Annotated in this window: 25 protein-coding genes and 1 riboswitch; of the genes, 19 read left to right on the top strand and 6 right to left on the bottom strand. The window is 72.1% G+C overall.

Annotated features, from left to right (window positions below; translation table 11 throughout):
* From ACFPZ3_RS43230 to thiI, 3 genes are all read left to right on the top strand, one after another.
* Positions 1-442 (top strand): sensor histidine kinase (locus tag ACFPZ3_RS43230; protein ID WP_379520192.1); only part of this gene is annotated, 442 nt, incomplete at its 5' end.
* Between the two features lie 138 nt (positions 443-580).
* Complete coding sequence (locus tag ACFPZ3_RS43235) at positions 581-1,231, top strand: response regulator (protein WP_379520193.1); 651 nt, start codon at positions 581-583, stop codon at positions 1,229-1,231.
* A 61-nt stretch (positions 1,232-1,292) separates the two neighbouring features.
* Complete coding sequence (thiI, locus tag ACFPZ3_RS43240; protein ID WP_379520194.1) at positions 1,293-2,489, top strand: tRNA uracil 4-sulfurtransferase ThiI; 1,197 nt, start codon at positions 1,293-1,295, stop codon at positions 2,487-2,489.
* A gap of 57 nt (positions 2,490-2,546) precedes the next feature.
* Here the strand turns inward: thiI and ACFPZ3_RS43245 are convergent, their stop codons facing one another.
* Complete coding sequence (locus ACFPZ3_RS43245) at positions 2,547-2,834, bottom strand: YiaA/YiaB family inner membrane protein (RefSeq protein WP_379520195.1); 288 nt, start codon at positions 2,832-2,834, stop codon at positions 2,547-2,549.
* Between the two features lie 155 nt (positions 2,835-2,989).
* Here ACFPZ3_RS43245 and ACFPZ3_RS43250 point away from each other — a divergent pair, with 155 nt between their 5' ends.
* The 5 genes from ACFPZ3_RS43250 to ACFPZ3_RS43270 all read left to right on the top strand — a co-directional run bounded on the left by ACFPZ3_RS43250 (position 2,990) and on the right by ACFPZ3_RS43270 (position 7,474).
* Positions 2,990-3,586: a molybdopterin-dependent oxidoreductase gene (locus ACFPZ3_RS43250; RefSeq protein ID WP_379520196.1), complete on the top strand. Its 597-nt coding sequence runs from the start codon at positions 2,990-2,992 to the stop codon at positions 3,584-3,586.
* A gap of 54 nt (positions 3,587-3,640) precedes the next feature.
* Positions 3,641-4,789: a sensor histidine kinase gene (locus ACFPZ3_RS43255; protein WP_379520197.1), complete on the top strand. Its 1,149-nt coding sequence runs from the start codon at positions 3,641-3,643 to the stop codon at positions 4,787-4,789.
* A gap of 66 nt (positions 4,790-4,855) precedes the next feature.
* A complete protein-coding gene (locus ACFPZ3_RS43260) occupies positions 4,856-5,596 on the top strand; it encodes a LytR/AlgR family response regulator transcription factor (RefSeq protein ID WP_379520198.1) in 741 nt (246 codons plus the stop codon).
* A 103-nt stretch (positions 5,597-5,699) separates the two neighbouring features.
* Positions 5,700-5,987, top strand: a complete 288-nt coding sequence (locus ACFPZ3_RS43265) for a hypothetical protein (RefSeq protein ID WP_379520199.1) — start codon at positions 5,700-5,702, stop codon at positions 5,985-5,987.
* The gene (locus tag ACFPZ3_RS43270) at positions 5,984-7,474 is read left to right on the top strand and encodes a sodium:solute symporter family transporter (RefSeq protein WP_379520200.1); all 1,491 of its coding nucleotides are present in this window, start codon (positions 5,984-5,986) and stop codon (positions 7,472-7,474) included. The genes ACFPZ3_RS43265 and ACFPZ3_RS43270 overlap by 4 nt, the downstream gene beginning before the upstream one ends.
* A gap of 370 nt (positions 7,475-7,844) precedes the next feature.
* On the opposite strand, the gene ACFPZ3_RS43275 is transcribed toward ACFPZ3_RS43270, so the two are convergent.
* Positions 7,845-8,684, bottom strand: coding sequence for a deoxyribonuclease IV (locus ACFPZ3_RS43275; RefSeq protein WP_379520201.1), 840 nt, complete (start codon positions 8,682-8,684; stop codon positions 7,845-7,847).
* A gap of 259 nt (positions 8,685-8,943) precedes the next feature.
* On the opposite strand from ACFPZ3_RS43275, the gene uraD reads away from it, so the two are divergent.
* From uraD to alc, 11 genes are all read left to right on the top strand, one after another.
* On the top strand, positions 8,944-9,444 hold the full coding sequence (uraD, locus tag ACFPZ3_RS43280) for a 2-oxo-4-hydroxy-4-carboxy-5-ureidoimidazoline decarboxylase (protein ID WP_379520202.1): 501 nt from the start codon (positions 8,944-8,946) through the stop codon (positions 9,442-9,444).
* A complete protein-coding gene (gene uraH / locus ACFPZ3_RS43285; RefSeq protein WP_379520203.1) occupies positions 9,441-9,740 on the top strand; it encodes a hydroxyisourate hydrolase in 300 nt (99 codons plus the stop codon). The genes uraD and uraH overlap by 4 nt, the downstream gene beginning before the upstream one ends.
* Complete coding sequence (gene pucL / locus ACFPZ3_RS43290; protein WP_379520204.1) at positions 9,741-10,604, top strand: factor-independent urate hydroxylase; 864 nt, start codon at positions 9,741-9,743, stop codon at positions 10,602-10,604.
* 8 nt (positions 10,605-10,612) lie between these two features.
* Complete coding sequence (locus tag ACFPZ3_RS43295; RefSeq protein WP_379520205.1) at positions 10,613-11,473, top strand: FAD binding domain-containing protein; 861 nt, start codon at positions 10,613-10,615, stop codon at positions 11,471-11,473.
* Complete coding sequence (locus ACFPZ3_RS43300; protein WP_379520206.1) at positions 11,473-11,943, top strand: (2Fe-2S)-binding protein; 471 nt, start codon at positions 11,473-11,475, stop codon at positions 11,941-11,943. Before ACFPZ3_RS43295 ends, ACFPZ3_RS43300 begins: the two co-directional genes overlap by 1 nt.
* The gene (locus ACFPZ3_RS43305; RefSeq protein WP_379520207.1) at positions 11,940-13,340 is read left to right on the top strand and encodes an 8-oxoguanine deaminase; all 1,401 of its coding nucleotides are present in this window, start codon (positions 11,940-11,942) and stop codon (positions 13,338-13,340) included. The genes ACFPZ3_RS43300 and ACFPZ3_RS43305 overlap by 4 nt, the downstream gene beginning before the upstream one ends.
* A 79-nt stretch (positions 13,341-13,419) precedes the next feature.
* Complete coding sequence (locus ACFPZ3_RS43310; RefSeq protein WP_379520208.1) at positions 13,420-13,680, top strand: EF-hand domain-containing protein; 261 nt, start codon at positions 13,420-13,422, stop codon at positions 13,678-13,680.
* Positions 13,681-13,805: 125 nt separating this feature from the next.
* Positions 13,806-15,122, top strand: coding sequence for a nucleobase:cation symporter-2 family protein (locus ACFPZ3_RS43315; RefSeq protein WP_379520209.1), 1,317 nt, complete (start codon positions 13,806-13,808; stop codon positions 15,120-15,122).
* 82 nt (positions 15,123-15,204) lie between these two features.
* Positions 15,205-16,362, top strand: coding sequence for a glycerate kinase (locus ACFPZ3_RS43320; protein ID WP_379520210.1), 1,158 nt, complete (start codon positions 15,205-15,207; stop codon positions 16,360-16,362).
* Complete coding sequence (gene allB / locus ACFPZ3_RS43325) at positions 16,359-17,669, top strand: allantoinase AllB (protein ID WP_379520211.1); 1,311 nt, start codon at positions 16,359-16,361, stop codon at positions 17,667-17,669. The genes ACFPZ3_RS43320 and allB overlap by 4 nt, the downstream gene beginning before the upstream one ends.
* On the top strand, positions 17,670-18,608 hold the full coding sequence (alc, locus tag ACFPZ3_RS43330; protein ID WP_379520212.1) for an allantoicase: 939 nt from the start codon (positions 17,670-17,672) through the stop codon (positions 18,606-18,608).
* Between the two features lie 71 nt (positions 18,609-18,679).
* Here alc and pknB read toward each other — a convergent pair whose 3' ends face one another.
* The 4 genes from pknB to ACFPZ3_RS43350 all read right to left on the bottom strand — a co-directional run bounded on the left by pknB (position 18,680) and on the right by ACFPZ3_RS43350 (position 22,912).
* Positions 18,680-20,587, bottom strand: coding sequence for a Stk1 family PASTA domain-containing Ser/Thr kinase (gene pknB, locus ACFPZ3_RS43335; protein WP_379520213.1), 1,908 nt, complete (start codon positions 20,585-20,587; stop codon positions 18,680-18,682).
* 126 nt (positions 20,588-20,713) lie between these two features.
* Complete coding sequence (locus ACFPZ3_RS43340; RefSeq protein WP_379520214.1) at positions 20,714-21,469, bottom strand: thiazole synthase; 756 nt, start codon at positions 21,467-21,469, stop codon at positions 20,714-20,716.
* Complete coding sequence (gene thiS, locus ACFPZ3_RS43345) at positions 21,462-21,662, bottom strand: sulfur carrier protein ThiS (protein WP_379520215.1); 201 nt, start codon at positions 21,660-21,662, stop codon at positions 21,462-21,464. The genes ACFPZ3_RS43340 and thiS overlap by 8 nt, the downstream gene beginning before the upstream one ends.
* On the bottom strand, positions 21,659-22,912 hold the full coding sequence (locus ACFPZ3_RS43350; RefSeq protein ID WP_417629171.1) for an FAD-dependent oxidoreductase: 1,254 nt from the start codon (positions 22,910-22,912) through the stop codon (positions 21,659-21,661). Before ACFPZ3_RS43350 ends, thiS begins: the two co-directional genes overlap by 4 nt.
* A riboswitch (TPP riboswitch) is annotated at positions 22,881-22,997 on the bottom strand. It overlaps the preceding gene by 32 nt.
* Positions 22,998-23,030: the final 33 nt, after the last annotated feature.

Consider the following 23,030-nt stretch of genomic DNA (forward strand, 5'->3'; position numbering starts at 1 on the left):
CGAGCAGGAGGCCGCCCTGCGCGCCGTCGTCGACGGCGGCCCGCCGCCGCCGGGCGCCACCGCCGATCTGCGCTCCCTCCTGGCCCGGTACGGATCTCCTGAGGTGACGGTCTCCACCCCCGCCACACCGCTGGTCCTGCCCGCGGCGGTGGCCCAGGGCGCCTGCGCCGCCGTCGGGGCGGCCCTGGACAACGTGCGCGCGCACTGTGGTTCCGGGGCGCGGGCGTGGGTGCTGGCGGAGTCCGGCGACGGCACGGTCACGGTCAGCGTCAGGGACGACGGGCCGGGCATCCCCGACGGGCGGCTGGAGGAGGCGGTGGCCGACGGGCGGATGGGAGTGGCCCGCTCGATCCGGGGGCGGGTGGCCGAGCTGGGCGGACGGGTGTCGATCGTGAGCGTGCCGGGCCAGGGCACGGAGGTGGAGATCACCCTCCCGGCCTGACCGGACCGGGGGCCGCGAGACGGCCTGACGGGACCGGGGGCCGTGAAACGGGCGGACGCTGTCCTGACGGGACCGGGCCGCGAGACGGGTGGATGCCGGCCTGATCGGGAATCGCGGTCGCGAGGTTAGAGTTGCGGCATGGTTCGGGTCATGGTGGTGGACGACCATCCCATGTGGCGTGACGGGGTCGCCAGAGACCTCACCGAGGCCGGATACGTGGTCGTGGCCGCCGTGGGGGAGGGCCGGCAGGCGGTCCGGGTGGCGGAGGCCGTGTTGCCCGATGTCGTGGTGCTCGACCTGCACCTGCCCGACATGCCGGGTTTCGAGGTGGCGGCGCGGCTGGCCCAGGTGCGGCCGGCGCCCAGGGTGCTGGTGCTCTCGGCCAGCGCCGAACAGGAGGACGTCCTCAAGGCGGTCAAGGCCGGCGCGTCCGGATATTTGGTGAAATCGGCCGGGCGGGAGGAGTTCCTCGACGCGGTCCGGCGCACCGCCGACGGCGACGCCGTCTTCACCCCCGGCCTGGCGGGGCTGGTGCTGGGCGAATACCGGCGGCTGGCCACGCAGCCCGAGCCCGCCGAGCCCGCGGAGGGGCCGAGGCTGACCGAGCGCGAGACCGAGGTGCTCAGACTGGTCGCCAAGGGGCTGTCGTACAGGCAGATCGCGGAACGCCTGGTGCTCTCCCACCGCACCGTGCAGAACCACGTGCAGAACACGCTCGGCAAGCTCCAGTTGCACAACCGGGTGGAGCTGGTGCGATATGCGATCGAGCGCGGGCTCGACGCGGACTAAACTCGATGGGTCGCGACGTTCCCACCAACGTCGCGCTTCCCCATCTTCCGGAGGTTCCACCATGACGATGTCCGCCCTGGGCGAGCCGTGCGTTCTGCTCAAGCTGGGCGAGATCGTCCTCAAGGGCAAGAATCGCGACCTGTTCGAACGCCGCCTCATCAGCAACATCCGCGACGCGCTCAAGACCGTCGGCATCGAGCTCGACGTGCGCAAGCGGCACGGCGTGATCGCGATCTTCCTGCCCCAGGGCGCCACCGCCGAGCAGGCGGAAGCCGTGGCCCAGCGCGTCTCCGACGTGCCCGGGCTGGTCTGGATCCACCGCGCCTGGCGGGTCGCCAAGGACCCGGACGCCGTCCTGAAGGCGGGGGTGGAGCTGGCGGGGGAGAGCGAGGAGGCCAAGCGGGGCGCCCGCTTCGCGGTCCGCTCCCGCCGCCGCGACAAGCGCTTCCCGCTGCGCTCCAACGAGCTCGACCGGCTCGTGGGCGGCGCCATCAACGACGAGTACGGCCTGCCGGTCGACCTGAAGAACCCCGAGCTGACGCTGTTCATCGAGGTCGACAGGGACGAGGTGTTCATCTTCACCGGCGGCATCCCCGGGCAGGGCGGCCTGCCGGTCGGCAGCAGCGGGCGGGCGCTCGTCCTCATGTCGGGCGGCATCGACTCGCCGGTGGCTGCCTACCGGATGATGCGGCGCGGCCTGCACGTCGACTTCCTGCACTTCTCCGGCATCCCGTTCACCACCTCGGAGTCGATCTACAAGGCGTACGCGCTGGTCAGGAAGCTCGACCGGTTCCAGGGCGGATCGCGCCTGTGGGTGGTGCCGTTCGGCAAGGCGCAGCAGTCGATCCGCGCCTCGGGGCAGGACCGGCTGGCCGTGATCGCGCAGCGGCGGCTCATGCTCAAGACGGCCGAGGAGGTCGCCCACCGCATCCGCGCCGCCGCCCTGATCACGGGTGACGCGCTCGGCCAGGTGTCGTCGCAGACGCTGACCAACATCACCGCCCAGGACCAGGCCGTGGAGCTGCCGATCCTGCGGCCGCTGGTGGGCTGGGACAAGACCGAGATCATGGCCGAGGCCCGGCGCCTCGGCACGCTGGAGATCTCGGAGCTGCCCGACGAGGACTGCTGCTCGCTGCTGGCGCCCAAGCGGGCCGAGACCCGGGCCAAGATCGAGGACCTGAAGCAGATCGAGAAGCGGCTCGACGCCGAGGAGCTGTGCGTGCAGCTCGCCGACTCGATCCAGGAGTACACCCTCTGACCGTGGCCGGCGGGGGCCCGTCGCGGGTCCCCGCCGTGTCTCGGAAGCCCCCGCGGGTCAGGCGTCGACCTTGAACGGGTCGTGTTCGGCCAGCAGCTTGTCGAGGCGGGCCTGGTCGACCCGGTTGGTGACCTCCGACAGTTCCTGCCGGTCGCGGACGACCTTGCACAGGGTGACGGTGGAGGTGACGACGTACAGGAAGCCGAGCCCGAGGAACGCCTTGATCCACCCGTCGGCGGGCAGGTAGACCAGCGAGATGACCACGGAGGTCAGCGAGATGGCGAACGACAGGATCGCCTGGGCGTAGAACGCGGTGGTCTGGGTGGGTTGGATGGGCTTCGTCATGCAGCCATCGTGTCGCCGGGCAGAGCGCGGCACATGGGTTGCCGTACTCAAGTTACTGCTGAGTACGATATCGCGCAGCACCGCACCCGCTGGGCGGGCACCGGCGACCCGATGGCAGGATGGCCCAAGACCCGAGAGTGGTGAGGGGAGTGATCGTGGAAGAGTCGCGCCTGCCTCCAGGCCAGTACGTCCCGCGCGGCCGACCCGTGATCCACTACGGCCGGGTGCCCGCGTTCAAGCCGGAGAGCTGGGACTTCTGCGTCTTCGGCGCCACCGCCTCCGGTGAGGAGCACCGCTTCGACTGGGCCGCGTTCGAACAACTGCCGCGCAGGACCCGCGTCGCGGACTTCCACTGCGTCACCAAGTTCTCGCTCATGGCCAACGAGTGGCGCGGCGTCACCCCGGCCACGATCATCGCGGCCGTTCCGCCCGACGCCGGCGTGCGGCACGTGATGATCTGGGCCGAATACGGCTACAGCGCCAACCTGCGGATGTCCGACTTCGCCGCCCCCGACACGTTGTTCGCCATGGAACTGGAGGAGAAACCGCTCAGCCCCGACCGCGGCTTCCCGCTGCGGCTCGTGGTGCCCCACCTGTACGCGTGGAAGAGCGTCAAGTGGGTGCGCGGCATCGAATACCTCCTCGAAGATCGCCGGGGCTTCTGGGAGGAGCGCGGATACCACAACGTGGCCGATCCGTGGCGCGAGCAGCGCTACTCCTACCAGGAAGAACCCGGCGAGGGGCCACCCTGACTTCACTCCGGGTTTTCCCCCGGGCACACTGCGTTATTGGCTACGGTTTCCCGCATGCTGACCACCGCGTGCGTGGCGCTGTCCTCCCTCCTGACCTTCCTGCTGGGCTTCGCGTTCGCCCGGGCTCTCTGGCCCGGTTCCGCGCCGCCGGACGAGCGCAGGACGGACGACGCGACGTTCACCACGCTGCACATCGCCGCGATGGCCGGCCCGTCGCTGCGCGCCGGGCTCGACCGCGACTCCGCCCGTAAGGCCGTACGGCACCTGCGGATCCTGCTCGGCACCCAGGCCGTCGCTATCACCTCGACGGACGCCGCGCTGGCCTGGGAGGGGCCGTGCACCGACGACGTGCTCACCTACGCCCGCGCCACGCTGGCCGCCGGGCGGGCGCAGGTGTTCCCCGGCGAGCCCCAGGGGGCGGTCGTGGTGCCGCTGAGCGTGGACGGCACGGTGGTGGGCGCGCTGGCGGCCTTCGACGACGAGGTGAGCGCCGCGCTCGTGCGTACCGTCACCGAGGTCGGCCGCTGGGTCTCGGGACAGCTCGAACTGGCCGAGCTCGACGCCTCCCGGCGGCGCGCGCTGGAGGCGGAGATGCGCGCCCTGCGCGCGCAGATCTCGCCGCACTTCGTCTACAACGCGCTGACGACGATCGCCTCGTTCGTCCGCACCGACCCCAGGCGCGCCCGCGAGCTGCTGCTCGACTTCGCCGACTTCTCCCGGTACGCCCTGTGCCGCGCGCACGACTTCACCACCCTGGCCGACGAGCTGACCTGCGTCGACCGCTACCTCGTGCTCGAACGCGCCCGCTTCGGCGACAAGCTGCGCTTCAGCGTGCAGGTGGCCCCGGAGGTGCTGCCCGTCCCGGTGCCGTTCCTGTGCCTGCAGCCGCTGGTCGAGAACGCCATCAAGCACGGCATGCGCGGGCGCGGCGGCTCCGGCGAGGTGCGGGTCGTGGTGCGCGACGCGGGGCCGGAGGCGCACATCTCGGTCGAGGACGACGGCACGGGGATGGACCCCGAGTGCGCGCGGCGCATGCTGGACGAGAACCCGGCCCGCGAGGGCAGCGGCATCGGGCTGGCGAACGTGGACCTGCGCATGCGCCAGATCTACGGCGACGGCTACGGGCTGGTCGTGGAGACGGCGCTGGGCGCGGGCACGAAGGTGCGGCTGCGCGTGCCCAAGAATCAGGTGAGCTCATTGTAGTCAAATACTTACGCTATGCTGGCGTGTCTCTTGTGACCTCTGCTTTCATACGGCAGCGTGGTGGACATGTTGAGAGTTCTGGCCGTCGACGACGAGGTGCCCGCTCTGGAGGAGCTCGCCTACTTGTTGCGCCAGGACGACAGAATCGAACACGTCATGACCGCGGCCGACGGCGTGACGGCGCTGCAGGACATGGTCCAGATGATCGGTGGCGGGGAGCGGCTCGACGGCGTGTTCCTCGACATCCGGATGCCCGGGCTCGACGGGCTCGACCTCGCCCGGCTGGTCGGCGGGTTCCCCAGCCCGCCCAGACTGGTGTTCGTCACGGCGCACGAGGAGTGCGCGGTGCAGGCGTTCGAGCTGGAGGCGGTCGACTACCTGCTCAAGCCCGTCAGGGCCGAGCGGCTGTCGGAGGCGGTGCGCAGGCTGGAGGCCGTCACGTGCCCCGCGCCCGAGCCGGGCCAGGACGACGTGATCCCGGTCGAGCTGGGCGGGCGCACCCGGTTCGTGCCGCAGCAGGCCGTCTGGTTCGCCGAGGCCAAGGGCGACTACGTGCGCCTGCACACCGTGGACGGCAGCTACCTCGTGCGCATGTCGCTGGCCGCGCTGGAGCGGCGCTGGTCGGAGGCCGGGTTCATCCGCATCCACCGCAGCACGCTGGTCTCGGGGCGGCACGTCAGCGAGCTGAGGTTCGAGGGCGGGCGGGTGACGCTCACCGTCGGCACCGAGACGCTGCAGGTCAGCAGACGGCACAGCCGGCAGGTGCGCGAGCAGCTCGTACGCCAGCACCGTGGCCTGATCTCGTGACGGCCCCGACGGCGGACTCGCTGACGGGCGCATCGACGGGCGCATCGACGGGCGCATCGAGGGTCGCATTGACGGGCGCATTGATGGGCGCGCACAGGTGACGGTGGGGCGGCGCGTCGTCGTGTCGCGGCGGCCCGCCGCGCTCAGGCGCCCCCGGGGCCGCTCCGACCCGGGCGAGCGCGGGGCCGACGTGCCCGCCATCGTGGGCCGGCAGTTACGACAGGCGCTGCTCACCGTGGGCGCCGTCGCCGGGCTGCTGGTGGGCACCCCGATCGTGGCCGTGTGGGTGCCCGACCCCGTGGCCTGGGTGGCGCTGTCGGTGGTCGTTCAGGCGGCGTGGGTGGGCCTGGCCGTGTTGCAGCTCAGGCGGGCGGAGCGGCTGGAGAGATGACCGTCGCGGTGCTGACCGGGATCGCCTTCGTGCTGGTTCTGGGCGTCATGGTGGGCGCCGCGCGACCGCGCCGCGCCAGCGGTGTGTCCAGCCTCTACGTGGCGGCCAGGGCGGTTCCTCCCTGGTGGAACGGCGCCGCGATCACCTCCGAGTACACCTCGGCCGCCGCCTGCCTGGGCACGGCCGGGCTCATCGCCACCCACGGCTCGCCGATGTTGTGGTACCCGGTGGGGGCCGCGGCCGGGTTCGTCGTCATCCTGGCGCTCGTGGTGGCGCCGCTGCGGCGGTCGGGGACGTACACGCTGCCGGACTTCGCCGAGTGGCGGCTGCGCTCGGCGCTGCTGCGCCGCTTCACCACGTGTTTCGTGCTCGTGATCGGGATGACCTTCATCGTGGCCCAGTTCCACGCCGCCGGGGCGGTGGTGAAGTTGCTGACCGGGCTGCCGCCGTGGCTGGGCTGGGCGGGCGTCGCGGTGGCGGCGCTGGTCGTGGCCCTGGCCGGCGGGCTGGGGAGCGTGACGAGCGTGCAGGCCTCGCAGTTCTGGCTGAAGCTGGTGGTGTTCGTCGGGGTCGGGGTGGCGTGCTGGTGGATGGCGGGGGGGTGGCATGTCGCCTGGTTCGAGGGGGGCTACCGGGCCGTGGCCGCCGGGCTGGCGGGGGCGGGCGACCCGTCGCTGCCCGGGGTGCTGGCCGTGCTGCTGTCGTGCGCGCTGGGCACGATGGGGCTGCCGCACGTGATCGTGCGGGTCTACAGCAGCAGGGACGGCCGCGGGGCACGGCGCTCGATCGTGGCCACGCAGGTCATGCTGGCCGGGTTCTGCGTCGTGCCGCCGCTGTACGGCGTCCTGGGGCACGCGCATGTGCGGGGCGCCGCCACCGACGAGATCGTGCTCCTGCTGCCCGCCAGAATGCTCCCAGGGACCGCGGGGGACCTGCTCACGGGGTTGCTGGCGGCCGGGGCGTTCGCCGCCTTCCTGGCCACCACCGGGGGTGTGCTGGTCGCCGTGGGCGGCGCGCTGTCGGCGTGCGTGACGCGGGCCGGGGCGCGCTCGTTCCGCGTGGCCGTGACCGTGGTGCTGCTGTGCTCGGTCGCGGTGGCCGCGCTCACCGCTCCGGCGGCGTCGGTGCCGCTCGTGCTGCTCGGCTTCAGCCTGTCCGCGGCCACGTTCTGCCCGCTGCTGGTGCTCGGGATCTGGTGGCGGCGGCTGACGGACGTGGGGGCGGCGGCGGGGTTCGTGCTCGGCGGGGGCATGACGGTGGCGCTGGTGATCGGGGAGCGGGCAGGCGTGAAGATGGGCGTGCTGACTTCCTGCCCCGCACCGGTCGCCGTGCCGGTCGCCTTTGCCACGATGGTAGTGATTTCCCTGGTCACGCCGGGTCGTATGCCGCGAGGAGTGGTCCGGATGATGGCCAGGATGCACGTGCCCGAGCCTTTCGCGGGCCCCCCAACCTACCGTTCGTCGTTCCGGGGTGACCGCTCGTCGTGAGGTGACTCTCCGTATGTCGCTGACTACACGCCGCTCGACGAGCTGTCCGTAAACAGGGTGTTGCCCACAAGATCGCAACCGTAGTGTTTCGGCATCGGAAGCCATCCCGGCGCATCGGGGGGGACGAGCCGGAAGGCTCACGACAGGTCTGATGCGCAGGGTTCACCGGTGACGCGCAGGTCGCCGCGGCTGTCGGGCCCTTGACCGGGGGGTTGGGCCCGACACGCCGGATCCGTGAAGGGGCGCCCGCGAGGCCGCACGACCGGGCCCCGCGATCCGGCCTTCGGGGGCGGTCGGATCGCGCGAGCGGGTGCCCCTATCACGGTTCGAGGTCAGGTGCCGGACTTATCCCCCGCCGTCACCTGGTTGCTCAGCCGTCGCGGAGCTTCTTCAGCAGCGCGATGTCCTCGGCGTGCTCGGGCGCCTTGCCCGGGGTCTCGATGCAGATCGGCACCCCGGCCACCGCCGGATGCCGCATGAGGTCGGCGAACGGCTGGGCGCCGATGTGGCCGGCCCCGATCTTCTCGTGCCGGTCCTTCTTCGCTCCGCACACGTCCTTGGAGTCGTTGGCGTGGATCAGCTTGAGCCGCCCGGGCGCGATCGTGTGCAGGGCGTCGAACGTCTCCTCCACCCCGCCCTCGGCGGCCAGGTCGTGACCGGCGGCGAAGGCGTGACAGGTGTCGAGGCAGATGCGGGCGCGGGGATGCCAGTCGAGCGCGGCCAGATAGGGCTCCAGGTCCTGGACGGTGGCGCACAACATCGCGCCCTGGCCCGCCATCGGCTCGAGCAGCAGGTCGGGCCCGCCCTCGGGGATCTCCTCCAGCAGCGGCACCAGGTTGTCGTGGACCTGCCGCAGCGCGTCGTCGCGCGACTGCGTGACCGCAGAGCCGGTGTGCACCACGACCCCCTTCGCCCCGGTCTCGACCCCGCGCCGCAACGTGTGCCGCACGATCGCGATCGAGTTGGCCAGCGTCTCCGGGCTGGGCGAGCCGAAGTTGACGAGGTAGGGCACGTGGATGAACGCCGCCACGCCCGACTCGGCCAGCTTGGCGTCCTGGTCGGGCTTGCCTTCCGTGAGCGCCCAGCCGCGCGGGTTGGTGACGAAGACCTGGATCATCTCGGCGCCGATCTCGGCCATGTATTTGAGGCCGCCGGTCGCCAGGCCGCCCGTGACGGACACGTGTCCGCCGATGAGGGATGTTGGGTGCATGATGGCCCCCAGTTTACGGCCCGCGGCGGACAGTTCCGCTGATCAGCGCGGCGGCGTACAAAGCTTGCGCCAAGTGCCCCTTGCCGCCCCGGCCCGCGGGGAACGCCCTACGGCGTCACCAGAGACGGGGAAAGCCCGCCTTCTGGCACGTGCCGACGGTGCGATTGGAGCATGCCACCAAAAGGGCCGGGCATCGGGGTCGGGAGTTGGGAGTTCTCGCGGATGGACCGGGCACGAAGCGCATGTGTGTACTTCTGACATGCCCGACACGCTCACCGCCTTCAACGCCCGGTCCCCGGCAGAGGCGGAGGCCGGCCTGCTGGCCTGCTGCGCCTCCCCGGCCTTCGCGGGGAAGGTGGCCGCGCTGCGGCCCTACGACGACCCGGACCGGCTGCTCGCCGCCGCCGGCGCGGCCGTGCTGGAGCTGGACTGGGGCGAGGTGCTGGAGGCGCTGCGGGCGCACCCCAGGATCGGCGAGCGACCCGGCGGGGGCGGCAGGGAGGCGTCCTGGTCGCGGCAGGAGCAGTCAGGCGTCGAGGACGGGCTGCGCGCGGCGCTCGCCGAGGGCAACAGGGCCTACGAGGAGCGGTTCGGGCACGTCTACCTCGTCTGCGCCACCGGCCTCACTGGCGAGCAGCTCCTGGCCAGGCTCAGGGAACGGCTGGGCAACGACGCGGAGCGCGAGCGCGAGGTCGTGCGGGGCGAGCTGGCCGCCATCACCCGGCTGCGGCTGGGCAAGCTCTTGGAGGAGGGGTCATGAGCCTGTCCACTCACGTGCTGGACGCGGTCACCGGCCGGCCCGCCGCCGGCCTGCGTGTACGCCTGGAGCACGACGGCCGGGTGGTGGCCGAGGGCCACACCGACGCAGACGGGCGGCTCAAGGGCTGGAACCCGGGCCCCGGCGTGCACCGGGTCGTCTTCGACACCGGGGCATACCTGGAGGAGACGTTCTATCCGGAGGTCGTCGTCACCTTCACCGTGACCGACCCCGACCAGCACTACCACGTGCCGCTGCTGCTCAGCCCGTACGCGTACTCCACCTACCGAGGGAGTTAGATGACCGTCAAGCTGGGCGCCAACCGCTACGGCAAGGCCGAGACCAGGCTCGTCCACGTGGTCAGGGACGGCCCGACGCACCACGTCAAGGACGTCAGCGTCAGCATCGCGCTGTCGGGCGACATGGAGGCCGTGCACCTGACCGGCGACAACGCCACCGTGCTGCCCACCGACACACAGAAGAACACCGTCTACGCCTTCGCCAGGCGGCACGGCGTCGGCCAGATCGAGGAGTTCGCCCTCCTGCTGGCCAGGCACTTCGTCGGGTCGCAACGCCCGATCCACCACGCCAGGGTGGAGGTCGAGGAGTACGGCTGGAACCGTACGGGCGCGCACTCGTTCGTGCGCGACGGCGGCGAGGTGCGCACCTGCGTGGTCCACCACGACATCGACGGCCGCACCACGGTCGTGTCGGGGCTGAAGGACCTGGTGGTGCTGAACTCGACGGGCTCGGAGTTCCACGGCTACATCGTGGACGAGTACACCACCCTCGAACCCACCACCGACCGCATCCTGGCCACCGCCGTCGCCGCGCAGTGGCGGCACAGAGCGGACGACACCGCCTCCTACGTCAAGGTGTACGAGGAGGTCAGGGGGGCGCTGCTCGACGCGTTCGCCGGCACCCACAGCCTCTCGCTCCAGCAGACCCTGTACGCCATGGGCGAGCGAGCCCTGACCGCCTGCCCCGAGATCTGCGAGGTCAGGCTGGCCATGCCGAACAAGCATCACTTCCCGGTGGACCTGTCGCCGTTCGGGCTGGACAACAACAACGAGGTCTTCTTCGCCGCCGACCGGCCGTACGGTCTGATCGAGGGTGGCGTGTTGCGCGAGGACGCGCCCGCCGCCGGATTCGCATGGGAATAGGCGGGAAAATGGACTTCTTGCGCCCCACGACGTGGGAGGAGGCGCTGGCCGCCAAGGCGGACCGGCCGGAGGCGGTGCCCATCCAGGGCGGCACCGACGTGATGGTGGAGCTCAACTTCGACGTGCGCAGGCCGACGGCGCTGCTCGACCTCAACCGGGTGGCGGAGCTGCGGGAATGGTCGATGACGGGCGGGCACTGCCGGGTGGGGGCCGGGGTGCCGTACACGGTGGTGATCGACGAGCTCGGCGGGCCGCTGCCGGGGCTCGCGCAGGCCGCGCGCACGGTCGGCTCGCCGCAGATCCGCAACCGCGGCTCCGTCGGCGGGAACCTCGGCGCGGCCTCGCCCGCCGGTGACAGCCATCCGCCGCTGCTGGCGGCGGGGGCGGTGGTCGAGGTGGAGTCGCGCGAGCGGGGCGTCAGGATGATCCCGGCCGCCGAGTTCTACCTCGGGGTCAAGCGCAGCGCGCTGGAGCCGGACGAGCTGATCAGGGCCGTGCACGTGCCGCCCGCGACAGGGCCCCAATACTTCTCCAAGGTCGGCACGCGCAACGCCATGGTGATCGCGGTGTGCTCGTTCGCGGTCGCGCTGCATCCCAGGGAGCGGCGGGTCGGCACCGGTCTCGGCTCGGCCGCGCCCACCCCGCGCCGGGCGCTGGAGGCCGAGGAGTTGCTGGCCGCCGAGCTCGACTGGGACGCGCCGCTCGACCCCGCGCTGCTGCGGCGCTTCGGCGACCTGTGCGCGCGGGCCGCCGCGCCGATCGACGACGTGCGGGGCACCGCCGCGTACCGCGTGCACGCCATCGGCGTGATGGCCCGCCGCACGCTCACCTGGGCCTGGAACGACCACCTGGAAAAGAGGGCAGCCTGATGCGCGTCACCTTCACGGTCAACGGCCGCGAGGAGCGGGCGGAGGACGTCTGGGAGGGCGAGAGCCTGCTGTACGTGCTGCGCGAGCGCCTCGGCCTGCCCGGCTCCAAGAACGCCTGCGAGCAGGGCGAATGCGGCTCCTGCACGGTCTACCTCGACGGCGTGCCGGTCTGCGCCTGCCTGGTCGCCGCCGGGCAGGCGGAGGGGCGGCGGGTGCGTACCGTCGAGGGCCTGGCCGACGGCGACCGGCTCGATCCGATCCAAGAGGCGTTCGTGGAGTGCGGGGCCGTGCAGTGCGGCTTCTGCACGCCAGGACTGCTGGTTCAGGCCCACGACCTGCTCGAACGCGTGCCGCGGCCGTCGGACGCGGAGATCAGGGAGGCGCTGGCGGGCAATCTGTGCCGGTGCACGGGCTACGAGAAGATCCTCGACGCGGTACGCCTCGCCGCCGTCAGGAAGGCCACCCCGTGAGCGTCGTCATCGGCAACGTGCACATCGCCCCGGTCGTCGGCCCCGAGATCGAATCCGGATATATCAGGATCGAGGGGGATCGGATCACCGCGCTGGGCCCCGGGCCCGCGCCCGACGTCCCCGGCGCCTCCCGGATCGACGGCACCGGCTGCCTGGCCACCCCCGGCCTGGTCAACACCCACCACCACCTCTACCAGTGGGCCTCCCAGGGGCTCGCCCAGGACGCCACCCTGTTCGAGTGGCTGGTGGCGCTCTACCAGGTGTGGGCCGCCATGGACGCCGAGGTGGTCAGGGGCGCGGCGTCGGCGGGGCTGGGCTGGCTGGCGCTGTCGGGCTGCACCACCACCAGCGACCACCACTACATCTTCCCCAAGGGCAGGGGCGACCTGCTCGCCGCCGAGATCGAGGCCGCCCGCGAGGTGGGGCTGAGGTTCCACCCGGCGCGCGGCTCCATGGACCGGGGGCAGTCCAAGGGAGGGCTGCCGCCCGACGTCGTGGTCGAGGAGCTGGACGACATCCTGGCCGCCACCGCCGAGGCCGTGGACGCCTACCACGACCCGTCGCCCTCCTCGATGTCGCGCGTGGTGGTCGCGCCGTGCTCGCCGTTCTCGGCCAGCGCCGAGCTGATGACCGAGTCCGCCGCGCTGGCCAGGGCCAAGGGCGTACGCCTGCACACGCACCTCGCCGAGACCCTCGACGAGGACGAGCACTGCCTGGAGCAGTTCGGGCTGCGGCCCGTGGACTACATGGACAAGCTCGGCTGGCTGGGCCCCGACGTGTGGTTCGCGCACGCCGTGCACCTGAGCGACGCCGACATCGGCAAGCTGGCCGCGACCGGCACCGGCGCCGCGCACTGCCCCTCCTCCAACGGGCGGCTCGGCGCGGGGATCGCCCGCGTGTCGGAGCTGCTGCGGCGCGGCGCGAACGTGGGGCTCGGCGTGGACGGCAGCGCCTCCTCCGAGCTGACCCCGCTGGCGGGGGAGATGCGGCAGGCCCTGCTGTTCCAGCGCGCCAGGTACGGCCCCGGGGCGCTCACCGCCAGGCAGGCCCTGGAACTGGGCACGCTGGGCGGCGCCCGCAACCTCGGCAGGCAGGGCGAGCTGGGCTCACTGGAGCCCGGCAAACTCGCCGACATCGCCCTGTGGCGCGTGGACGGGCCGTACACCGCCGCCGTCGCCGACCCCGTCTGCGCGCTCGTCTTCGGACCCCCGCCGCCGCTGGTCCGCGTGCTGGTCGGCGGCCGGACGGTGGTCGCGGACGGCGAGCTGAGGACCGTGGCCCACGACGCGGCCGGCCGCGCGGGCGCAGAGGCGCACCGGCGGCTGATGCGGCTGGCGCAGGAGCGGGGCTTCACCGTCGCCAAGGAGGTGCACGGGGATCAGAGCGCCGGCTCGTAGCGGCTGACGAGCGTGACCGGGCCGCCGGGCTCTCCCACACGCGTCATGGGTCCATGATGTCGGTCCCACTAGGGTGTAAATGTCCGAAACGCGTAGGAAGGGCGGTCCCGTGTCGGCGGAACCCACAGACGAGCGGCTGGCGCAGCTCAAGAGCACGTTCGCCTCGATCGACACCGACGGCGACGGCTACATCAGCGAGGTGGAGCTGAATCGGCACTTCCCCGACCTCCCGGCGGAGGCCCTCGGGGCGATGAGCCAGGAGGCCGACTTCGACCAGGACGGCCGCTACTCCTTCGAGGAGTTCGTCAGAATCGCACAAACGCCTTCGCCCCCGCAGTGAGCGGCGTTGGAGGATCCCACACCTGACGACGGGCAGGGCGGGCGGCGGTTGATGGGCTCGTGCATAGGTTCGGGCGGGGATGGCTTGCTTCACTGGAGGCCACCCCCCTGAACCTGGAGTGACCCGTGAAGAGTGAGGTCCATCCGGTCGACGCCCGCCTGCCGGCCGTGCAACTCGGCACGCTCGGGCTGCAGCACGTGCTGGCGATGTACGCGGGAGCCGTGGCGGTGCCGCTCATCGTGGGCGGAGCGCTCAAGCTGCCTCCCGACCAGCTCGCGTACCTGATCAACGCCGACCTGCTGATCAGCGGGATCGCCACGCTCATCCAGTGCGTCGGCGTGTGGCGGTTCGGGGTCCGGCTGCCCATCATGCAGGGCTGCACGTTCGCGGCCGTCACCCCGATGGTGCTGATCGGCACCACCCAGGGCGGGCTGCCCGCCATCTACGGCGCCGTCATCGTGTCGGGGCTGCTCGTCGTGGCCGTCGCACCCTACTTCGCCAGGATCGTCAGGTTCTTCCCGCCGCTCGTCACCGGCACCATCATCACGATCATCGGGATGTCGCTGCTGCCGGTGGCCGCCCGCTGGGCCGTCGGGGGAGTGGGCAGCCCCACGTACGGGCAGCCGCGCAACATCGCCATGGCCGCCGCCGTGCTGCTGTTCATCCTGGCCGTCTACCGGCTCTCCAAGGGGTTCCTCAGCCGGATCGCCGTGCTGGCCGGCATCGCCGCGGGCACCTTGGTGGCCATCCCGCTCGGGTTCACGGACTTCTCGAACGTGGGCTCGGCCGACCTGTTCGGGATCAGCACGCCGTTCGCGTTCGGGCTGCCGGCCTTCGAGCTCACCGCGATCGTCTCGATGTGCGTGGTCATGCTCGTCTCCATGACCGAGACCACCGGCGACTTCGTGGCGGTGGCCGAGATGACCGGCTCCGACCTCACCCCGCGGCGGCTGGCGGACGGGCTGCGCGCCGACGGCCTGTCCACCGCGCTCGGCGGCGTGTTCAACACCTTCCCCTACACCGCCTTCGCCCAGAACGTCGGCCTCGTGGGGCTGACCGGCGTACGCAGCCGCTGGGTCGTCGCCACCGCCGGCGGCATCCTCGTGGTCCTCGGCCTCATCCCCATGCTCGGCGCGGTGATCGCGGCCATCCCGCAGCCCGTGCTCGGCGGCGCCGGCATCGCCATGTTCGGCACCGTGGCCGCCAGCGGCATCCGCACGCTGACGAAGGTGAGCTTCGAGGGCAACCACAACCTGGTCATCGTGGCCGTCTCCATCGGCGTGGCCGCCATCCCGGTCGGCGTGCCGGACTTCTACGACAAGTTCCCCGACTGGTCCCAGACCATTCTGAACAGCGGCATCAGCACGGGTAGCCTGCTGGTGATCGTCCTGAACCTCGTCTTCAACCACCTGCGGCCGGACCGCCGCGAGCCCGGGATGTGATGATGAGTCACGCCTTCCTGCCCGCTCGCACCGGGCAGGAAGGCGTGTCAGGACATTGTTCATCATCAGGTGGGAGTTCGTAGTGGTTCAGCACGTTCTGGTCGCCCCGGACAAGTTCAAGGGGTCGCTGACGGCGGCCGAGGTGGCCTCCCGGGTGTCGGCCGGGCTCGGCGTGCCCACGGTGGAGCTGCCCGTGGCCGACGGGGGCGACGGCACCGTGGACGCCGCCGTGGCGGGCGGGTTCGGCCGGATCACGATCGAGGTCACCGGGCCCACGGGCGAGCGCGTGCCGGCCTCCTACGCGTGGCAGGCCGCCGGCACCGCCGTGGTCGAGCTGTCGGAGGCGTCCGGCCTGCGCCGCCTGCCCGGCGGGCGCGAGCCGCTGACCGCCACCAGCTACGGCACCGGCGAACTGATCGCCGACGCCGTACGCCGGGGCGCCAAGCGGGTGGTCCTCGGCCTGGGCGGCAGCGCCTGCACCGACGGGGGCGCGGGCATGGCGCAGGCACTCGGCGCCCGCCTGCTGGACGCGGACGGCGACGATCTGCCCAGAGGCGGGGCCGCGCTGAAGGACCTGGCCAGGATCGACTTGTCGGGCTTCCTCGACGTCTCCGGCGTCGAGTTCGTGGTGGCCAGCGACGTGGACAACCCCCTGCTCGGCCCGCACGGCGCCGCCGCCGTCTACGGGCCCCAGAAGGGCGCCACCCCCGGCGACGTCAAGACGCTGGAGGCCGCGCTGTCCCGCCTGGCCGCGGTCGCGACCGCCACGCACGGGCTGGCAGGCGCCGTCGAGCACGACGGCACACCGCGCGCGATGGGCGTCGCGGGGGCGCCGGGAGCGGGCGCGGCCGGCGGGGTCGGGTTCGCGGCGCTGGCGTTCCTGCACGCCGAGCTGCGGCCCGGCATCGACTACCTGCTCGACCTGCTCGGGTTCGGCGAGCTGGTCAAGGGCGCGCGGCTGGTGATCACCGGCGAGGGGTCGCTGGACGAGCAGTCGCTGCGCGGCAAGGCGCCCGTCGGCGTGGCCCAGGCCGCGGCCAGGGCGGGAGTGCCCGTGGTGGCCGTCTGCGGCCGCCGTACGCTCACCGACGCCGAGCTGAAGGCCGCCGGCATCGAGGCCGCCTACGCCCTGACGGACCTGGAGCCCGACCCGGCCCGCTGCATGGCCGAGGCAGGGCCGCTGCTCGAACGCCTCGCCGCCCGGCTCGCCGCCGAGCGCTTTCCCGAGGGGAACGGATGACCGGATTCGACCTCGTCGTCAGATCCCGCAGGACCGTCACGCCCGAGGGGGAGCGGCCCGCCGCGCTCGCCGTACGGGGCGAGAAGATCGCCGCCCTGTACGACTACACCGAGCCGCTGACCGCCACCGAGGACATCGACCTGCACGACCTGGCCCTGCTGCCCGGCCTGGTCGACACCCACGTCCACGTCAACGAGCCCGGCCGCACCCACTGGGAGGGCTTCGACTCCGCGACCAGGGCCGCCGCCGCCGGAGGCGTCACCACGATCGTGGACATGCCGCTCAACTCCCTGCCGCCCACCGTCAGCGCCGAGGCCCTCGACGTCAAGCTGCGGGCCGCCGAGGGGCAGTGCCACGTGGACGTCGGGTTCTGGGGCGGGGCCGTGCCCGGCAACGTCAAGGACCTCGCGCCCCTGCACGAGCGCGGGGTCCGCGGGTTCAAGTGCTTCATGTCGCCGTCCGGGGTCGAGGAGTTCCCGCCGCTGTCCGCTGCCGAGTTGCGGCTCGCCCTGGAGGAGATCGCCGGGTTCGGCGGGCTGACGGTGGTGCACGCCGAGGACCCCGCGCTGCTGGCCGAGCCGGGCGGGCCCACCTACCGGGAGTTCCTGGACTCGCGGCCGGGGGCCTCCGAGCGCAGCGCCGTCGAGCAGGTCGTGCGGCTGGCGGAGGAGACCGGGGCGCGGGTGCACATCCTGCACGTCTCCAGCGCCGACTGCCTCGACGTCCTGGAGGCGGCCCAGGCCAGGGGGGTGGCGGTGTCGGCCGAGACCTGCCCCCACTACCTGACGCTGGCGGCCGAGCAGGTGCCCGAGGGGGAGACCACGTACAAGTGCTGCCCGCCCATCCGCTCCGAGGCCAACCGCGACCTGCTCTGGGACGGGCTGGCGAGGGGCGTGCTGAGCTGCGTCGTCTCCGACCACTCGCCCTCGACGGCCGAGCTGAAGGTGCCCGACTTCGCCGCCGCGTGGGGCGGCATCGCCTCGCTCCAGCTCGGGCTGGCCGCCATCTGGACGGAGGGGGCACGCAGAGGGTTCGGACTGGAGGACGTGGTCCGCTGGATGTCCACCAACCCCGCCACATTGGCCGAAATTTCGGGAAAAGGCGGGCTAAAGGTTGGTAATGACGCTGATTTGGTGGCTTTCGATCCCGAGGCCGACAACCTGATCGACGCCGCCCGCCTCCACCACAAGAACCCGGTCACTCCTTACCACGGCCGCACGCTCAAGGGCGCCGTCCTGACCACCTGGTTGCGCGGCCGCCCGGTGGACGGCTCGCCGCACGGACGATTCCTGTTGGGGGCTCACTAGATGTTCACCACCCTGCCCGACCTCGCCCTGCGCACCCTCGGCGGGTCCGTCGTGGCGGCCAGCGACGAGTCGTTCGCCGAGAAGGAGAGCCTGATCAGGCCGGGCCGGCCGGGGTTCAGGCCGGAGACCTTCGGCAACAAGGGGCAGGTGTACGACGGCTGGGAGACCCGGCGCCGCCGCTCACCCGGGCACGACTGGGCCCTCGTACGGCTCGGGATGCCGGGCGTGATCCGCGGCGTGGTGATCGACACGGCCTGGTTCAAGGGCAACTATCCGCCGTACGCCTCCGTGGAGGCGATCGCCCTCGAAGGGCATCCCTCCGCGGCCGAGGCGCTGGCGGGGACGTGGACGGAGATCGTACCGAGGTCGCCGCTCAAGGGAGACGCCGAGCAGCACTTCGAGGTCGCCGACGACCACCGCTACACCCACGTGCGGCTCACCATCCACCCCGACGGCGGCGTCGCCCGGCTCCGGGTGCACGGCGAGGTCCGCCCCGACCTGACCCTCTACGACGGCCTCGGCCTCGACCTGGCCGCCCTCGCCAACGGCGGCCTGGTCACCGCCTGCTCCGACGAGTTCTACTCGGCGCCCAACAACGTCATCGCGCCCGGCCTGGCCCGGCACCAGGCCGAGGGCTGGGAGACCGCCAGGCGGCGCGGCCCGGGCAACGACTGGCTCGTCATCCGCCTGGCCGGGCGCGGGGTGGTCAGGCTGGCCGAGATCGACACCACGAACCTGCTGTTCAACGCGCCCGGCGCGGTGTCACTGACGGGCCTGGACGGGGACCGCGAGATCCCCCTCCTGCCCAGGACGCCGCTCCAGCCCGACACCCCGCACCGCTTCCGCCTCGACGGCCTGGAGCCGGTCACACACGTGCGCGTCGACATCCACCCGGACGGCGGCCTGGCCCGCGTCCGGCTCCACGGCCACCTGACCTGAGCCTCACTCCCAGCTGACCTGAGGCTCACGGCCACCCGGCCTGAGCCTCACCGGCACCTGGGGCCTGAGGCTCACTGCCATAGGACGACCGTGCTCTGCGGGGGCCGCTCGCTGTTGGGCAGCGGCCGCTGGAACTGCACCACGCCGCCGTTGCCCAGCCGCTGCACCTGCACCTTGAACCCCAGCGCCTCCAACTCGGCCTTGGCGTCGTTGACGTTCTTCCCGATCACCCCGGGCACCATGGCGAACTGCTGGTCGTCGCGGGCCTCGTTGTCACCCTGCCGGAACCAGTCGAGGATGTCGCCGCCACATCGCGCCACCGTGATCATGACCGGCGCGTTCTTGTCCACCTCGGACTTGGCCTTGGGTGTCTGGGCGATCACCGTGCACGGCTCGGCGTCGTCGTCCACCTCGTTGACCTGCACCTGGAAGCCCTGCCCGCCGAGGAAGCCGGCGGCCTCGTCCTTCGGCATCCCGGAGACGTCGGGCATGACGAGCCCGGCGCTGACGAAGATGGAGACCTTGGCGCTCTTCTTGACCTTCTCGCCCACCTGCGGCGAGGTGCGGATCACCTTGTCGCGCTCGACGTCCTGGTTGGCCAGCCGCCTGACGGACCCGACGGTCAGCCCGGCCTTGGCGATCGCGGCGCGGGCGTCGTTGCCCGTCATGCCCGACACGTTCGGCACGACGATGCGCAGAGGCCCGAGCGAGGGCACCAGCGTGACCGTCGAGCCCTTCTCCAACTCGGTGCCGGACGCCGGGTCGGTGCTGAGCACCAGGCCCTCGGGCACCTTCTCGTCGTACTGGCCCTCGGCCTTGCGCATCAGCAGGCCGACCCCGGTGAGGCTCTTCTCGGCCACCGCGAGGTTGTTGTCGGCCAGGTTGGGCACGGAGACGTATTCGGGCTGGGCGAAATACCAGCCCGTCAGCCCGACCGCCACCACCATCACCGCGGCCAGCGCCACCAGGAACCAGTTGGGCCGGAACCCGCGCCGCTGCTCCGGCATCTCCGCCCGCGGCTGGATCATCGTGTGCGAGGGGGACGCCTGCGGCATCGACTGCGCGCCGGAGAACGTGCGCGGCGGCTGGGCGTGGGACATCATCGGGCCGCTGCCCGGCGGGGAGGTCGTGCGCGGCAACATGCGGTGCGCGTCCACCGCCGCCACGAGCATCGCGGTCGCGTCGGCGGGCCGGTCGTGCGGCTCGCGGGCGGTCGCGTGCGCCACCAGCGTGTCGATCAGCGGATGCACCTCGTGCGCCACCGACGACGGGGCCGGCACGGTGTCGTGGACGTGCCGGTAGGCCACCGACATGGGCGTCTCGCCGTCATACGGCTGCTCGCCCGTCACCAGCTCGAACAGCATGATCCCGGCGGCGTAGACGTCGCTGCGCACGTCGGCGGCGCCGGTCATGACCTGCTCCGGCGCCATGTAGCCGATCGTGCCGATCATCACGCCGGTACGGGTCTGGTTGGTCGCCTCGATCGCCCTGGCCAGGCCGAAGTCGACGACCTTGACCCGGCCGTCGTCGGTCATCAGGACGTTCTCCGGCTTGACGTCGCGGTGCACCAGGCCCGCCTGGTGGGCCGCGCCGAGGGCGGCCAGAACCGGGATCATGAGCTCCAGGGCCTCGCGGGCGGGCAGCCTGCCGCGCTCGCGCAGGATGTCACGTAGCGTCCGGCCCGGGACGTATTCCATCGACAGGTAGACGACGTCGTTGTCGGTGCCCTGGTCGAAGACGTGCACCACGTTGGGATGAGAGAGGCTGGCCACCGACTTGGCCTCGCCGATGAACCTCCGGACGAACGCCGGGTCCTCGGCGAGGGAGCGATGCATGACCTTCAGCGCCACCGTCCGGTCGAGCCGGATGTCCAGCGCAAGGTAGACGGTCGCCATACCGCCCCGGGCGATCCGGCTCTCGATGCGATAGCGCCCATCGAGGAGCCGCCCGACCAGGGGGTCCGCAGTCGTCGTATCCACCCCGCTGAGTTTACGGGCGTTTTGCCACTGGGAGGGCCCGACCGCCCGAAACCGATGCGGAGACGTTTTCGTTGGAACGCCCCCGCACCCGCCCCACAGCCTCCCCGGCCACGCGCCACGCCGCCGTCACGGCGTCATCGGGGAGGACGCCTCCGCGTAGCGGCGGCGCGGGATGCGGCCCGCCTGCCGGGCCAGCCGCCCGGCCACCACCGCCCCCTTCATGGCCGTCGCCATGAGATCGGGCCGCTGCGCCCTCGTGACGGCCGTCGCCAGCAACACGGCGTCACAGCCCAGCTCCATCGCCAGCGCGGCGTCGCTGGCCGTGCCGATGCCCGCGTCGAGGACCACCGGCACGGAGGCCGCCTCCACGATGAGCTCGATGTTGTGCGGGTTGCGGATGCCCAGTCCCGAGCCGATCGGCGCGCCCAGCGGCATCACGGCCGCGCAACCGGCCTGCTCCAGCCGCCGCGCCAGCGCCGGGTCGTCCCCGATGTACGGCAGCACCACGAACCCGTCGGCCACCAGCCGCTCGGCCGCGTCGAACGTCTCGATCGGGTCGGGCAACAACGTCCGCTCGTCGGCGATGACCTCAAGTTTGACCCAGTTCGTGCCCAGGGCCTCCCTGGCCAGCCGGGCCGTCAGCACGGCCTCGCCCGCGGTGAAGCAGCCCGCCGTGTTCGGCAGCACCTTGATGTCGCGCCTGCGCAGCACGTCCAGTACGGAGCCGCGCGCCTCCGGGTCGAGCCGCCGCATCGCCACCGTGGTCAGCTCCGTGCCCGAGGCCGCCAGCGCCTGGTCGAGCACCTCCAGCGAGGGCGCGCCGCCGGTTCCCATGATGAGCCGGGAGGAGAACTTCTCCCCGGCGATGATCAGATCATCCACCTTGCACCGCCGTCAGAACCTCCACGCGGTCACGGTCGCTGAGCGCCGTCGTCTCCCAGGCGCTGCGGGTGACCACCTCGTCGTTCACGGCCACTGCCACTCCGGTGGTGGCCGGGGTCAATGTGTGTACGGCCTGCGCCACGGTCATACCGTCGGCCACCTCGTGCGTGGCCCCGTTGATGGTAAGAATCATGAAATTTCCCGAAATCTCCCTGGCGCGCACAACGCCGCCAGCTCGCTCTCCTCGCCCAGCAGGATGGCCGTCGTCAGCGGCGCCAGCAGCACCCCGCCCCGATGATGCCCAGTCGCGAACGTCAGCCCAGGCGTCCCGCTCGGGCCGATGACCGGCAGGTTGTCCGGTGTGCCCGGCCGCAGCCCGGCCACCACGTCGGCGACCTCCAGCTCGGTGACCCCGGGCACCAGCTCCCTGGCGTCGCGCAGCAGCTCGTAGAGCCCGCCGGCCGTCACCCTGGTGTCGAACCCCATCTCCTCCTGCGTGGCCCCGACCACCAGCTCGCCGTCACCCCGGGGGACGAGGTAGACGGACGAGCCGTGCACCGTGCCGCGTACACACCGGCCGAGCAGCGGCTGGGGCGACCGCAACCGCATGATCTGCCCCTTGACCGGCCGCACCGGCACCTCGGCCAGCCCAGCGCTCCACGCCCCAGCCGCCAGGACGACCCGCTCGGCCGCCAACTCCGACGGCATGCCTCCGGCTTCGAGCTCTTCCGGCGGCGCTAGACGTACTCCCACGACCGCGCCGCCCTCGTACAGCAGCTCGGTCACGCGGGCGCGCACCACGGGGACGCCCCGCCGCTCCAGCGCGGTCAGCAGCGCCGCCGTCACCCGGCGCGGATCCACCCAGGCGTCGCCGGAGGCCAGCAGCCCGCCACGCACGGACGGGGCCAGCATGGGCTCCAGCCAGCGGCACTCACGGCCGGTCAGCCGCTCGACCGGCAGCCCCAGCTTCTCCATGTACGCCGCCAGTTCCTCCAGCGCCGCCATGTCATCGGCCCCGAACGCGACGTCCAGCGTCCCCTCGGTCCGAAGATCCAGCCCCTCCACCGCGGCCGGCCCAGGGCCGGCGGCCTGCCAGCCGCGCCTGTCCGACCCGCCACCGGCACCGCGCCCGGCGTCCGTGCCCGGCCGGGCGTCTGCGGTCAGTCCGGCATCTGCGGTCAGTCCGGCGTCCGCGGTCAGTTGCGCGGCGAAGGCGGGCCAGCGGCGTAGCGAGGCCGCCCCCAGCCGCAGCAGCGGCGTCTCGGTGTAGGTCACCTCGCTGACCGGGGCCAGCATGCCCGCGGCCGCGTAGGAGGCGCCCTTGCCGGGCGCCGGGTCCACGACGGTCACCGGGTGACCCTGGCGGGCCAGTTGCCAGGCGACGGAGAGTCCGACGACCCCGCCACCAACGATCACATTCACCTGCGCTCCCTTCGCCGGCATGATCCGGATCAGGTGTCTTGCGGTCGAAGGCCCGACGAAGCCTTCCTCTCAGCCCGGTTACGGCCGGACTCCCGCGCGTCTTTCATCCACAGCCTACGGCCTCGGTGCGACGTCCAAG

This window comes from Nonomuraea insulae (assembly GCF_042656245.1).